This window comes from Leptospira alstonii serovar Sichuan str. 79601 (assembly GCF_000347175.1).
Taxonomy (GTDB): Bacteria; Spirochaetota; Leptospiria; order Leptospirales; family Leptospiraceae; genus Leptospira; species Leptospira alstonii.
In genome coordinates this window covers 1-13,689 of record NZ_ANIK01000114.1, presented here as the reverse complement: position 1 = coordinate 13,689, position 13,689 = coordinate 1, and the positions used below count along the sequence as shown (strand labels likewise).

The following is a 13,689-nucleotide window of genomic DNA, read 5'->3' as shown; positions in this document are numbered from 1 at the left end:
GGATCTTGCCCGGTGCTATCAATGTGCAATTCACTCCTAAGGAATTTAAATATCTGTAAAGTGGATACCCGGTTACTCCTGCTTCGTAACAACAATGTATTTCGTTCCATTCCGATTTCAGTTTGGTTACAAATTTTTTAATCTGAACCTCATTATGCTTTATCTGTTGTTCTTTCACCAGTTCCTTTGAATTGCTCGTTAAATACGCGATACTGATCGTTTCTTTGTGGACATCCATTCCTACATATACTTTTCTTTTCATTACGTTCCTTCTGTTGGTTTTCTTGTTTTGTGGTAAATGCTTCGCATCTAACCCACGGTTTTCAAGCCGAGAAGGGGCGCCATTTTGTCTAAAATAAATTTCGAATTTTTGAGCCTTTCCAAGTCTCCTTCGGAACCGTTTTCGGTGAGGGCAAATTTTTTCACTTGCCCGTTTTTTTTGAAGGAGCCGTTTTATGCTTATGTCAGCGTTAGTTCGAAAAGTTCCCAAACGTTTAGGCGAACTCTTGGACCCGGAAGGCACTGTGGAGTTTGTGGATTTTTTAAACCGTGCCTTTGGGGAAAGTCATTCAAACACGATCGAAGCGGCGACGGATCGTTTTGAACGTCGTCTTTCCGAGGAGAGCGGTAAACTTCGTTCTGAAATTTCGGAAATTCATAAGGCCATATCCTTGCAGACGAAATGGATTTTAGGCGTGGCGATCGGATCGATTGGAGTATTTTCGATCATCGTAAAATTCTAATATTCCAAAATTGGTGTTTTCCTCGGGGAAAATTCCGATTCAACTCCTTTCTTCTGAATTTTAATTTTATCATAAAAATAGCTCCTTTCTCCGAAAACGTTTCGATATAAAACGAAAAAAAGTTTTGGACAAGTTCTTAAAAGGATTTTTTTACGATTTTGTTTTTAAGAATTTCAAAAGCCCTTCGAGGGCTTTTTTTCTATGAGAAACCGAATTTTTCTCCGCTTCGGGAACTTGTGAAAAAGTTTTTTGAAACGGAGGAAAAATAAAAACGGGATCGTAACCGAAACCGTATATTCCAATCCTATCATATTCTTCCGAAATGATCCCGTCACATTTGCCTTCGAAGCTTTGTTCCGTGGTTTCGTCCACGTAAGCGATCACGCAGGCGTAATACGCGTTACGATCGGGATTACCTTTCAGTTTTTCTAAAAGAAGAAGCGCGCGTTCCTCGTCATTCAGTCCGGGCCCCCCGAATCTCGCGGAATAAACCCCCGGTTCTCCTCCCAGCGCAGAAACGCAGATTCCGGAATCGTCCGCGATGGAAGGAAGATTCGTTAAACGAAATAATTCTCTCGCTTTAATGAAGGCGTTTTCAACGAATGTGGAGCCGGTTTCCGCCGCGTCAAAAGAAACGTCCAGATCCTTGGGTGTAAGAATCCGAACTCCCAGCTCCAAGAGGATGGAGCCGACTTCTTTTACTTTATGAGGGTTATTAGTGGCGAGAGCGAGTCGCTTCAAGAGGAGGTCAGCGATTCAGCTTAAATTCGTCGAATGCGTCTTCAATGTTGGGAACCACTTTAAAGACCTTGTCCAACATCGTGATTTCGAAAAGCTGTAAAAGATCCTCGTCGTTGACCACGATGATGATATCGCCTTCCGCACTCTTAAATTTCTTTTTATAAGAAACGATGATGCCTAGCGCGGTAGAGCAGATATGGTTCACTTCCGTCAGATCGACGATGATCTTTGGGCTCGGATCGAAATTGTGTTCGCTTAAGTTTCGGTCCAATTCTTCGCTGTCGGATTGAAGAATGGATCCTGCAATTTTGATGATATGAATATCGTTTTGTACGGTTATTTCCATGGGCTTTCCGTTACTTCTGTGGCTGTTTGAATTTGCTTTTTCAACAAAAAAACGAAATCTGAATGGGATTTTTAGCGAGTTTTTTGAGGAATTTTCCGATTTAATTTTCGTTTTCGACTAACCCTTCTCTTGTTTAATCAGATTTTAAATCTGAAAAATCGATCTTTTTTGAAAACCCTTAGGCTAACATAAATTTGCGGAAAGATTCGAGTTTACTTGTGGGTTTTATTCTTTTAGTGGGATAAAGCGCTTGAATTCTCGTTCCGTAAAAATAAAAGAGAAGAATTTTTAGAAATTTATAATCCGATCCTTGGGTCGGTTGGAGTGTAATCATGGGAAAAAAGATCGGATATATAACGTTAGGAATTTTACTTTTACTCTTTTTGTTTTATCGGGCGGGGCAAGGACCCAGGGTTCAAATACCCAAGGATATAAAACCGGGAGCGGAGTTTACTTTTCCCGGAGAGGAAAAAACTACGGAAGACACGCTTGCGCTTTTGGTTTCTTCCCTCAAAGAAAAATATCCTCCGGGAAACGAGGCAAAACGAGACGCACATCCGTTTGCGCACGGTTGTGTCAAAGCGCGTTTCACCGTATCCTCTTCGATTCCCGAAGAATTCAAATCCGGAATATTCAATTCTTCTAAAACGTATCCGGCTTGGATTCGATTTTCAAACGGCTCCATTACGAAAAAATCGGACCGGGAAGGGGATATCCGAGGAATGGGGATCAAACTTTTGGGAGTGGACGGCCCTAAATTGGCGGCGGATGAAAAACGAACTCAGGATTTTTTACTGATCAATCATCCCGTTCTTCCGGTCGGCGCGCCGGAGGAATATCTCGCTTTGTTTAAAGCGGCGTTCGCAAAACAACCGATGTCCTACTTTTTCGGAGGGATGCCTTGGAACTGGAAGTTAACCGCTTTGCAAGAGTCCGTTTCCATCCGAAGAAAAAAGATTCCGGACGTTTTGGAAATTCGTTATTGGAGTACGACTCCCTATCGTTTGGGAAAAGATTCCAATGCGGTAAAGTATTCCGCAAGACCTTGCGAAACGAAAAACCTCGAGGTTCCGGAAAATCCCGCGGACAATTATCTGCGTCAAGCGATGATTTCCCATCTCAAAGAGAAATCCGCTTGTTTCGAATTTATGATTCAGAAACAGGGAGATCCAGTTGCGATGCCCGTTGAAGATCCGGCGGTTCATTGGAATGAAAAAGATTCTCCGTTTGTGCCGGTCGCCAAGATTGAAATTCCGGTTCAGGAATTTGCGACTGCGGAACAGGATCGGTTTTGTGAAAATCTTTCCTTAAATCCTTGGCATTCTTTGCCCGAACACCGTCCACTCGGGGGAATCAATCGTGTTAGAAAACTTGCATACGAATCCATTGCAAAATACAGACACGAGCAAAACGGTGTGAAACAACTCGAACCGACGGAGTGATACGACGTCATCGATTTTCGAACGAATCCAGGATTGCTTCGATTTGAGAAACGTTATACGGCTTTGTAAGAAGGCTGTCCATTCCTCTTTGAACGGCGACTTCTTGGATTTCGGGAGCCGCGTTAGCGGTTAAACCGACGATTCGAATCGACTTTCCCTTCGGAAATTTGCGAATGATTTCCGTAGCGGAAAGTCCGTCGATTCCGGGCATATTGATATCCATAAAGATCAGATCGTATTGGGACTGTCTTACCCTTTCTATGGCTTCCATTCCGTCTTCCACCAACGAAGGTTCGATTTTTTTCTTTTTTAAAATTCTACCGAGAAGTTTTTGATTGATCGGGTTGTCTTCCACGATCAGAACCTTTAAACGGGAAAGATCCGACTTGTCGGATACGTTCTCGACTTTAGAACCGGAACTTTCCTTCTTCCCGTTTGAGTCGGGAATTTCAAGTCCGATTTCAAACCAAAATCGAGTGCCGATTCCGGGTTGACTTTCCACATTAATTTTACCTCCCATCAACTCGACTAACTTTTTCGTGATCGATAGTCCGAGTCCGGTGCCGCCGAAATGTCTTGTGATGGAATTATCGGATTGAACGAAAGGTTCGAATACGGAGTTCAACTTGGCGGAGGGAATTCCGATTCCAGTATCGAAAACCCAGGTTCTGAATTTTAATTCCGTATTCGTTTTTTCTAATATATCAAATCCGATTTCGACGATCCCTTCTTTTGTGAACTTCGTCGCGTTTGAGACCAAGTTCGTAAAAATTTGGCCGATTCTGACCGGGTCTCCTTTGAGTAGTTTCGGAAAATTCGGAGGAATTAGGACTTTCAATTCGTTTTCATTCTTGAGCAGTTCCGCGCGTAAAAGAGAAACCATGTCCTTTAACAGTTTTTCCATGCTAAACGGAATGGATTCCAATTCGATTTTTCCCGTATCCGCTTTGGAAAAATCGAGAAGGTGGTTTACGATCTTGAGAAGGTTGGCTCCGCTTCTTTGAATTAGCTCTAAAGAATCCCTTTGATCCGGGTTTAACGGAGTATGTAACAGCAGTTCGGTGATTCCCAATATTCCCGTCATGGGCGTTCGAATTTCGTGACTGATGTTCGAGACAAAGACGGTTTTTGCTATATTTTCCTGTTGTGCGATTTCGCTTTTTTCCTTCAAAGCTTGATTCAATAAAGCTAATGTTTCCTGTTGAGAATAAAAAGAAGTGATGTCCTCGAAAAACCATAATCTTCCCGGAGCGATTTTACCGGGCAAAAAAACGCAGGTTACCTCGAACACTTTTTTATCCGGATTGGCAAACATCCACTGAGTCGAAAATTTTTTCGAATTCGGATCGGATAGATTTCGGTTCACTTCCCGAAAGATTTCCTTTTGATTGACCGCGGATTGCATCAACGCAGTCATCGAAGCGGAAATCTTCCAGGAGGAAACCTCTCCTCCTTTCGGAAGTGTAAGAAGTTCCGCGGCGCTTTCGTTGATCCAGGTTTTACCGGTGCCGGAGTCCATAAAGATAATCGACTGAGGAATCGTTTTTAAAATGGAATCCAATTGGGAATGGATCGAGTTGAGCTGAATTTCCTTGTTTTTAATCGAAAAAACTTCGCAAATTCTCGGAGATAATTCCGTTACGGTTCTTAAAAAATCGGATATGTGTTCCATAGTTTTTGAATATAAAAATAAAAGAATACTCTTACTGTCGTTTTCCGGGGTTGAAATCGGAAATACGATCATTTGTTCGAAATTCACTTCTTCCAGAGCGTCGAAGTTGGAGAATCCGATTTCTTCTCGGCGTAGAACGAACGGCGGAACGGAACGGTTTTCCGGATAAGAGATCGACAACAGATGTATATTCGTTTGACTCATCGAAAAATCGATTTTAGGCACGGCCTCCGCGATTCTGAGGGATAAGGAGTCGGCGCTTTCCAATAGAATTATAAAATCTGCATGTACTGCCGTTTTGCAAAGGGAATAGAACCCGTCCATTTTAGCCAGATAAAGGCCCTTTGAAAAAAGTTCGAACGAACGTCTGTGAAATTCGTTGATTTTATCGGGAAGATGATTATCGAAGGTCTCACTCATTAAAATTTACAAACTTAGAAAAATGATTTGAGTTCTTCGAGAACCGATTCGGGAGAACTGAAATGCGGCAGATGTCCCGTTGCAGGAATCGATTTAAAAACGGCCTGGGGGATGTTTGTACTGAGATATTTTCCCACTTCGATAGGAACGGCGATATCCGAGGAAGGTTGTAAGATAAGAACCGGTCGTTTACACTGATTCAAATCCTTTCTATGATCGGATTGAAAGATGGTTCTTGAAACCGTGAGTCCTATATCCGGTCGTATTTCGCGTAACGATTCGGCAAAACTTTGAGCCAACTCGGGACGATCCGAATTTCCCATAATCATAGGCGCGAATCCTCCCGCCCAAGAAAAAAAATTTTTTTCCATCATTGCGAAAAGTTGATCCAAGTCGCTTTGTTCAAATCCGCCTTTGTAGTTCGTATCGTTTAGATAACGCGGAGAAGCGCTAATAAATACAAGTTTTGAAAAAAGCTCGGGTCTGCGGATCGAAGCGATCAATCCGATCATTCCGCTTACTGAATGTCCCACGTAAAAAGTGTTTTTAATTTGAATTTCATCCATAAGAAGAATCAGATCTTCCGCGTAGGAATAAAGATTGGAATAACGGTCCTGACTGAAAAAAGAAGGATCCGTTTTTCCGGAACCGATCGTGTCGAACAGTATAAGTTTATAATGATCTTTTAGATGTGGAACGAGTTTATCCCAAGTGGATTGATCGCAGCCGAAGCCGTGACTGAATACGATGGTGTTATTTCCGGAACCGATAATTTTTAAGTTGTGACGAGGCGCTCTTTGCATGGATCTTTTTCTTCTTAAAGAATGTTTTTAACTGATCGTGAAATTTTCAGCTAAGTGATAGGACTGCAATTTTGAATTTTTTAAGCGAATCCTTTTTGAAAATTCACGCGATCCTATTCAAGAACGTTGAATGCGGTTTGAATTTTTACGATGGAACTTTTAAGGCGGGAAGACCAACTTCTAACACCGATTTTCCAATGATGGAGGATATCGGTGTTAATCGGTAGAAACTTTGGTTTATTTCTGTTTTTTAAGGTGCAGATCTAGATTTCTTCTGGCTTCCGCTTTCACCTTATTTTGGAGCAAAGGAAGAAAGCCCAATAATAAACCCGGAAGTCCGAGGGCCTGCCTGGACCAACGATAAAAGCCGAACCGATCCGTATGTTTTACGATCTTTCCGTCTTTACAAAGGAGTTCCGCTCGAATCACGTTATGCACCTTTCGACCGGTTTTTGAAAAAGTATAATTTGCCTCCCAGGTTACTTTTCCGATATCTCCGTCGGACTGAATTTCTCCGAATTTTAATTCCAAGTCCTTTCCTCTTGCTATCAACATCTGCCACATTCCTCTGGCTTCGGTCGCGTTGAGATCTGAAAAAACGGGGTCGTTGAAAATTACGGAATCGGAATAGAGTGCGCCCATCTTCGCGGCGTCTTTTTTCTGAAAAGCTTCGTAAAATTCCTTGGTAATTTCGGCGGCGGATTTCATAGAGTCTCCCTAATTTGTTTCGAATCGACTTCGTATTTTGAATTTCGTTAGTGAAACGAAAGCGAGTTTTTTGTAAATTTCTTTTCGACGGTGATCGAGTCCTATTTCTTTTGGAACCGGAATTTTCGGACCGATTCTTCCATGAGTTGACAATTTATTTCTAAAATGTTGATTGGGTTCCTCTGGAGAATTCAATGAATCGTTCAACCAACCCCTTTTCTGTCTTTGGCAAAAAATATTCCATTTGGAATTACGCAACGTTTGCTTTTTTACTATTCGCATTAACGGGACCTCTGTTTTCTCAGACACAAGGCGGTTATTACGCGTTAGTTTATTCTAAAACGGGCGTAATCGGTTCCGTTGAATTCAACGGAATGACCATCGTTTCCGAATCCGGAAAAGAAGACGTGAGCGGACAGATCGAGTTGAACGTCTGGATTCTTCCAGGGGTGAACAAGATCAAGGTCAAGGTCAAAGGAATTCGTAAAAGGAAAGAAGACGAATTTTCTCCCAAGATAAAAGCGATTCTTTATCTGGCGCAAAAAGGACAGTTCCCCGACGAAGGACAAAAAATCGCAGGTTTTGAATGGGAAGAAGGAGAAGGCAAACCGACTCTACCTTTAGAGCAGGAAATTACTTTCACTCCGACCGAGGTTCCACCTTCCGAACTCTGGAAGATAGCGGAAGAAATTCAATTGAATGCGGAAGACAAAGAGAAAATTCAAAAACTCATTACGGATTTATACAATGGATTTCAAAAGAAGGACGAGAAAAAACTTTTGGAACTGATGGATTTTAGAACAAAAGAATTCGCTCGGGCAAGATACTATTCTCCTGAAGACGAAGTTAAGGATCTCAAAAAAGGAATTCAGAACGTTCTTAAAACGATCGGTGGAAAATTGGATAAACTCGATTTGGACGAACTTCAATATCAATTGATCGCGGATAAGAAAGCGGTCGCCGTTACTTCGAAATCAGGAAAGAGTCCGATCGAAAATAAAAAGAAAGGATTCTCCGTTCCTTTGTATTTTTCCAAGGTTCAAGGAGAATGGATCATCTCTCGTTGAAGTAGCGAATGATAAGAAGCGTTTTTGCGATTCTTTGAATTAAGAAATCGTTTCCAAAAATGAATTGTAGAAAGAGTCTGATTGTTCAATCTGATTCCCTATGAAAGATCTGAATCGGAAACAATTTCTTAAATCCTTCTTTTATTTATTTTTAAGCGGATTTACGTTAGACATCCTTTCCAAAGATAAAAATGGCGAATCAAACGATTTATTTTTGGCCGAGAATTCGAATTTTAGAAACGTTTATCTCGATCCGAAGCTCAGGGAAGAATTTTTTCAGTTTCTTCAAAACGTTTATCATCTTTATCCGGAAGAAAATTTTCACAAACTCATATTCGAACTTTCTAAAGTCAAACGATCCGATCGTGAAATCTACGAAGCGATCTTAAAAGAAATCCCCCAGATAAAACCGTTTGCCGGAATCATCACTTATGCGTTGCCCGCCCTTAAAAAACAAAAGATAGAAATCACGAAAGAAGTAGTCGATCTGTTGGGCGAGGGAAGTCGTTTTAACGGATATCTCGAAATCGGAACCACGGGACGATATGTAGGCAATCTTAAAAAGAAGATTCAACTCGAAGGAAATGTTTTCGTTTTGAATGATTTGGAACCTAAATACAGCCCGGAAGATTTAGTGGAAAGAGGTCAAATTTCGAAGGTCGGTATGTTTGTTTCTTTGGGGGATTATGATCCGATCGGAGAAGCCGCGATCCCTTCCGAAAGTTTGGATCTTGTGACGAACTTCATCGGCTTTCATCATTCTCCTTCGAAACGGTTGGACGGATTTATCGGATCGATTGCCCGGGTTTTAAAACCCGGCGGGAAATTGATTTTAAGAGATCATAACGTGGATTCAAAAGAAATGAATTCTATCGTCGCTCTGGCTCACGATGTGTATAACGCAGGTTTGGAAATTTCTTGGAAAGAAACTGCAGAGCAAATTCGAAACTTTACTTCGGTTGCAGAGATCGAAGAGAGAGTGAGTCGATTCGGTTTAAAACCTTTGGGAAAACATATTCTTCAGAAAGGCGATCCTACTAAAAATACATTGATGGCGTTTGTAAAATCCGCATGAAAAAATTCATACTTCTTCTTTTTGTTTTCGTTAGTTACGTTTTTGCGGATCCGACGATCGTAAACGACGTAACTCAGATCAATCCTATTCCCGTAAGCAAAGTCGTAGCTCCGACCACATTAGATGAAATTCAAGACTTGGTAAAAAATCATCAAGGTCCGATTTCCATCGGAGGTGGTAGATTTTCCATGGGCGGACAGATCGCTACTGAGAATGCATTGTTCATCGATACGAGAGAATTCGATAAAATTCTTTCGTTTGATTCAAAGGCAAAACTCATCACGGTGGAACCGGGAGTCACTTGGAGAAAACTTCAAGAATTCATCGATCCTTTCGATCTTTCCGTTCAGATCAAACAAACCTATTCTAATTTTACGATCGGCGGTTCTTTGAGCGTGAACGCGCACGGAAGATACGTGGGTTACGGCCCGATGATCTTATCGGTCCGTTCCATCAAAGTTGTGTTAGGCGATGGTAAGTTGGTGATCGCGAGTCCAAAGGAGAATTCGGAAATCTTTTTTGCAGCGGTCGGCGGTTACGGAGGAATCGGAATCATAACCGAAGTCACTCTCGAATTGACCGAAAACAAAAAGGTCAAACGATTCGTGAAAAAACTTCCGATTACGGAATACAAAAAATTCTTTTTTGAAAACGTTCGCAATCATCCGAAAGCGCAGTTTCACAACGGAGATATTTATCCGCCTGCGTATGAAAATGTAAACGCAGTCACTTGGGAGGAAACGGAAGAACCCGTTACCGTCGCTGATAAAGTTGTTCCCGTAAAAGAAAGTTACTGGTTGGAGAATCTGATTTATTTCTGGTTAACGGAACTTCCTTACGGAAAAGAATTGAGAGAATCCGTTTTAGATCCTCTTTACTATCGCAAAGATAGAATCGTATGGAGAAACTACGAAGCCAGCTACGACGTTCAAGAGTTGGAACCTCCCAATCGAAGAATCAGCACGTATGTTTTACAGGAATATTTCGTTCCCGTCGAAAAGTTCAATGAATTCTATCCTTTGATGCGAACCATTCTACAAAAACACGACGTGAACGTGATGAACATTTCGATACGTCATGCGAAACCGGATTCCGGTTCTTATTTGGCTTGGGGTAGAACGGAAGTTTTTTCCTTTGTGATTTATTACAAACAACGCGTTTTTGAAAGTTCAAAAAAAGAAGTCGGGATTTGGACGAGAGAGTTGATCGATGCGGTGACGAGCGTGGGCGGCGCGTATTACCTTCCGTATCAACTTCATGCGACGGTTTCCCAGTTTCACAAGGCGTATCCAAACGCGGAAAAATTCTTCGCATTAAAAAGAAAGCTGGATCCTCAGTATAAATTTAGAAACAAACTCTGGGACAAATATTATTTTCACGAAAAGGAAGATCTCGATCTGAGACTTACTTTGGATGCGTCCAAGGATTATACGCGCAACGAGGATCAGACTTTTTTGACTTTGCCGGAATGGTATATCGTATTTAGCTCGGACGAATATGCAAATTTTCTAAAGCATTCTCCACCGAGTCAGTTTCCTTATTGGAGTAGTATCTCTCAATTTTGGAAAATTTACGGAAGGGTCATCGTAAAAACCTGGAATTCATACGAATTCAATTGGGGTTATCATCTGATGATCAACGTAATCGGAATCAGTTATTCCGGAGAATTGTTTTTGAAGGCTCTGTATGAGAATTCGATCGGAAGATTGACGGAATGGGTTGCCGGAAGCGGTGAACTTTCTCCCGAGATGAAAGTAGAAGGGTATATGCAATTTGTTGCAAGTGATTATACCGATTTTGTACGATTACGTCCTTGGTATGCATATCCGTTCTATTCTAAGTTCAAGGAATTTTGGACGATTGAAGACGGAGAGAATACGAGTCGGATTCGAAGAATTGAAAGAAGGATGTTTTTTTCCGCAGAACTTCTTGTCAAAGCGGCTTACGGAAAATTGATCGGAATGGGAACGGAATCCGTTTACGAACCGGAAACCTTTGAAGTAAAGGCTTGGGTGAAAGAGAACGGCAAGAGCAAGATCCAATTGATTCCAAGATACGAAGCCTTTACACAAAACGTTCCTTTGCTCGTGAAGAAAAATATATCCTTTGTCGAGATCGCAGGAAATCATCAGATTCTTTTGACGTTGATCGTTCCTTTGGAAACGAACATACAGGATTCGGAAACCGTATTGTATGAATGGAAGATTTTGACGGAACCGAATTTGAAACGAGTCGCCTTGATTGCCCCCGTTTCAAGACTTCATGAAATTCTAATGAAGGCGGATTCTAACGGATTCAAATTGGATCATATCTTTGATTATTGAAGGTTTTCTCGAGAAACTCAGTATTTCGCTTTCTATGAATCGCTCGACAGATGTCCAAAAAAAAGTTTATAAATAAATTTTTGTCCAAGATATTTTGTATTCGATTTTAAATAAATCTTGTTGGTTTCTTTTGATTGAAAATCCTACGCACATGAGATACATATTCAAACTCTTGTGTTTATTTTTCCTCGTTTCCTGCGGTGTGACTTCTCACTCATCGAAGACGATAACCATAGGTAAGCCGTTTCCGTTGCAGGACTTAAGCCGGGATAAAAAGGGTCCGATTCTTTTTCAAAAGATCGTTGCGGCCGATTGGGTTGTAGACCGAGCCGGACTTATCAATTTAAAAGATCCTAAAGCCGCCGGATTACAGTCCGGGGACGAACCAATTCAGATTTACTTTTATGCGATCGATCATCCTAAGTTCGGAAGATATATAATCGATACTGGAATTTCGAAAGTTTTCCGAAAGGATCCGAAAGAATGGCCAGTTTCGTGGATCGTTGCGTCCGTGATGAATACTTCGGCGCTCAAAATAAAACTTACAACGGATGAGTGGCTCAAGAAAGAATCGAAAAAGGTGGAAGGTGTTTTTCTGACTCATTTACACATGGATCATATTTTAGGAGCCGCCGATTTTACCTCCGGAGTTCCTTTCTTAGTTGGACCCAAAGAAGCAACGGATAAAAAATTCATCAACTCATTGGTTCAAGGAAGTACGGACACTTTGTTAGGCGAAAAACCCTCTATTTCCGAGTTGAATTTTCCGGAAAGTACAAAGGATTCCGCCTTTCCTGCGCTTGATTTTTTCGGAGATCAATCCTTGCTGATCTTCCACGTGGAAGGTCATACCAAAGGAAGTCTTGCGTTCCTAATTCAAAGTTCGTCCGGATATCAGCTCGTTTTAGGGGATGCTTGCCATACGGTTTGGGGATGGGAGAATAACGTGACTCCGGGGGAATTTTCGGAAGACCAGGAAAAAAACAGAGCGTCTTTGGATTTTTTAAGGAATGTGGCTTCCCAATTTCCGGGGATTCAAATACATCCGGGACATCAAAGTATAAAAGGAAATTCTAATCAATAAATCTTGAATGGTTTGAAATTTTTTTGGAGAAAATTATGAAGGAAATCGACCGTTCCAAACCGGTGCTCGTAACGGGAGGCGCCGGTTATATCGCGTCTTGGATCGTTCAATATCTGCTCGAAGACGGCATTCCGGTGCGAGCCACAGTGAGAAATAAATCGGATTCCAAAAAGATATCGCATCTTCTCGAACTTTCCGAACGTTACCCCGGAAAATTGGAACTTTACGAAGCGGACCTTTTAAAGGAAGGGTCCTTTTTGAATGCGATTCAAGATAAGGGAGGAGTGGAATTGATTCTTCATACCGCCTCTCCGTTTTTTATAGACGGGATCAAAGATCCGCAAAAAGAATTGGTGGAGCCTGCGGTTTTCGGAACCAAGAACGTTTTGGAAGCGGCGAACGCAAGTCCTTCCGTAAAGAGAATCGTTTTGACTTCGAGTGTTGCGGCGGTAATGGGAGATAACGTGGATGCCCTTTCCGTACCGAATCGTCGTTTTTCCGAAGAGCATTGGAACGCTACGAGTAGTTTGAAACATCAGCCGTATCCTTATTCCAAAACGCTTGCGGAAAAAGAAGCATGGAAGATTGCGGACGCTCAAGTTCAATGGGATTTGATTACGATCAATCCTTCTTTCGTGATGGGCCCTTCCGTTTCGGAGAGAGCGGACGGAACGAGTATGAACTTTATGCTTTCTATGATAAACGGAAAGTTCGCGCCCGGAGTTCCGGATATGATGATCGGTTTTGTGGATGTTAGGGACGTGGCCAAGGCTCATATACTAGCGGGTTTTACTCCTTCCGCAAAAGGACGTCATATCGTTTCAGCCGTTACTCTGAAATTTTTGGATGCCGCAAAAATCATTCGGGAGAAGTACGGAAATCGTTTTCCTACTCCGAAAAGTTCGCTTCCTAAACTTTTAACGTACCTGATCGGACCTTTTTTCGGTTTGTCTTGGCCTTATATTTCGCGTAACGTTGGAATTTCTTTCGAACTCGATCATTCTTACAGTAAAAAGGATTTGAATGTGAATTACAGACCAATATCCGAAACTTTTGTAGAACATATCGAGCAGATTCTTTCTTCTAAGACGCTTTTGAAAAAGGGCGCATAGGGAAAATTTCAAAAGGATTTCTTATTAAAAAAAGTGAATTCGTAGAGAAGGTTTGGGCATGCCGAGCGATCCATAGATTAGTATGATTCTTGGACGTAAGACAGCTCGAAGTGTGATATTCTTGATTCGACGGAGTCAAGAAGGCCGATGGC

The 13,689-nt window shown here is 41.7% G+C and carries 13 protein-coding genes; 7 read left to right on the top strand and 6 right to left on the bottom strand.

The features are described from left to right. Positions 1-262: IS110 family transposase (locus LEP1GSC194_RS22450; RefSeq protein ID WP_020775089.1), on the bottom strand; the 262-nt coding region annotated here is incomplete at its 3' end. A 193-nt stretch (positions 263-455) separates the two neighbouring features. Between LEP1GSC194_RS22450 and LEP1GSC194_RS18810 the strand changes: the two genes are divergently transcribed. After that, the gene (locus LEP1GSC194_RS18810) at positions 456-743 is read left to right on the top strand and encodes an LA_3696 family protein (protein ID WP_081605142.1); all 288 of its coding nucleotides are present in this window, start codon (positions 456-458) and stop codon (positions 741-743) included. 150 nt (positions 744-893) lie between these two features. Here the strand turns inward: LEP1GSC194_RS18810 and rdgB are convergent, their stop codons facing one another. Continuing rightward, positions 894-1,484 carry an RdgB/HAM1 family non-canonical purine NTP pyrophosphatase gene (gene rdgB, locus LEP1GSC194_RS18805; protein WP_020775086.1) on the bottom strand — a complete coding sequence of 197 codons (591 nt, stop codon included), beginning with the start codon at positions 1,482-1,484 and terminating at the stop codon, positions 894-896. A 7-nt stretch (positions 1,485-1,491) separates the two neighbouring features. Then, entirely contained in the window at positions 1,492-1,830 is a 339-nt protein-coding gene (locus LEP1GSC194_RS18800; protein ID WP_020775078.1) for an STAS domain-containing protein, read from the bottom strand. A gap of 332 nt (positions 1,831-2,162) precedes the next feature. Here LEP1GSC194_RS18800 and LEP1GSC194_RS18795 point away from each other — a divergent pair, with 332 nt between their 5' ends. Next, entirely contained in the window at positions 2,163-3,272 is a 1,110-nt protein-coding gene (locus tag LEP1GSC194_RS18795) for a catalase family protein (protein WP_020775080.1), read from the top strand. A 7-nt stretch (positions 3,273-3,279) separates the two neighbouring features. On the opposite strand, the gene LEP1GSC194_RS18790 is transcribed toward LEP1GSC194_RS18795, so the two are convergent. The 3 genes from LEP1GSC194_RS18790 to LEP1GSC194_RS18780 form a co-directional block, all read right to left on the bottom strand. Beyond that, positions 3,280-5,364 carry an ATP-binding protein gene (locus LEP1GSC194_RS18790; RefSeq protein ID WP_020775077.1) on the bottom strand — a complete coding sequence of 695 codons (2,085 nt, stop codon included), beginning with the start codon at positions 5,362-5,364 and terminating at the stop codon, positions 3,280-3,282. Positions 5,365-5,378: 14 nt separating this feature from the next. Then, positions 5,379-6,167, bottom strand: coding sequence for an alpha/beta fold hydrolase (locus tag LEP1GSC194_RS18785; RefSeq protein ID WP_020775087.1), 789 nt, complete (start codon positions 6,165-6,167; stop codon positions 5,379-5,381). A 237-nt stretch (positions 6,168-6,404) separates the two neighbouring features. After that, on the bottom strand, positions 6,405-6,875 hold the full coding sequence (locus tag LEP1GSC194_RS18780) for a nuclear transport factor 2 family protein (protein WP_020775085.1): 471 nt from the start codon (positions 6,873-6,875) through the stop codon (positions 6,405-6,407). A 194-nt stretch (positions 6,876-7,069) separates the two neighbouring features. Between LEP1GSC194_RS18780 and LEP1GSC194_RS18770 the strand changes: the two genes are divergently transcribed. The 5 genes from LEP1GSC194_RS18770 to LEP1GSC194_RS18750 all read left to right on the top strand — a co-directional run bounded on the left by LEP1GSC194_RS18770 (position 7,070) and on the right by LEP1GSC194_RS18750 (position 13,537). Further along, a complete protein-coding gene (locus LEP1GSC194_RS18770) occupies positions 7,070-7,942 on the top strand; it encodes a hypothetical protein (RefSeq protein WP_020775083.1) in 873 nt (290 codons plus the stop codon). A 100-nt stretch (positions 7,943-8,042) separates the two neighbouring features. Beyond that, entirely contained in the window at positions 8,043-9,017 is a 975-nt protein-coding gene (locus LEP1GSC194_RS18765) for a class I SAM-dependent methyltransferase (RefSeq protein ID WP_020775076.1), read from the top strand. After that, the gene (locus LEP1GSC194_RS18760; RefSeq protein ID WP_020775074.1) at positions 9,014-11,341 is read left to right on the top strand and encodes an FAD-binding oxidoreductase; all 2,328 of its coding nucleotides are present in this window, start codon (positions 9,014-9,016) and stop codon (positions 11,339-11,341) included. Before LEP1GSC194_RS18765 ends, LEP1GSC194_RS18760 begins: the two co-directional genes overlap by 4 nt. 151 nt (positions 11,342-11,492) lie before the next feature. After that, complete coding sequence (locus tag LEP1GSC194_RS18755) at positions 11,493-12,425, top strand: MBL fold metallo-hydrolase (RefSeq protein ID WP_081605143.1); 933 nt, start codon at positions 11,493-11,495, stop codon at positions 12,423-12,425. A gap of 35 nt (positions 12,426-12,460) precedes the next feature. Beyond that, the gene (locus LEP1GSC194_RS18750) at positions 12,461-13,537 is read left to right on the top strand and encodes an SDR family oxidoreductase (RefSeq protein WP_020775079.1); all 1,077 of its coding nucleotides are present in this window, start codon (positions 12,461-12,463) and stop codon (positions 13,535-13,537) included. Positions 13,538-13,689: the final 152 nt, after the last annotated feature.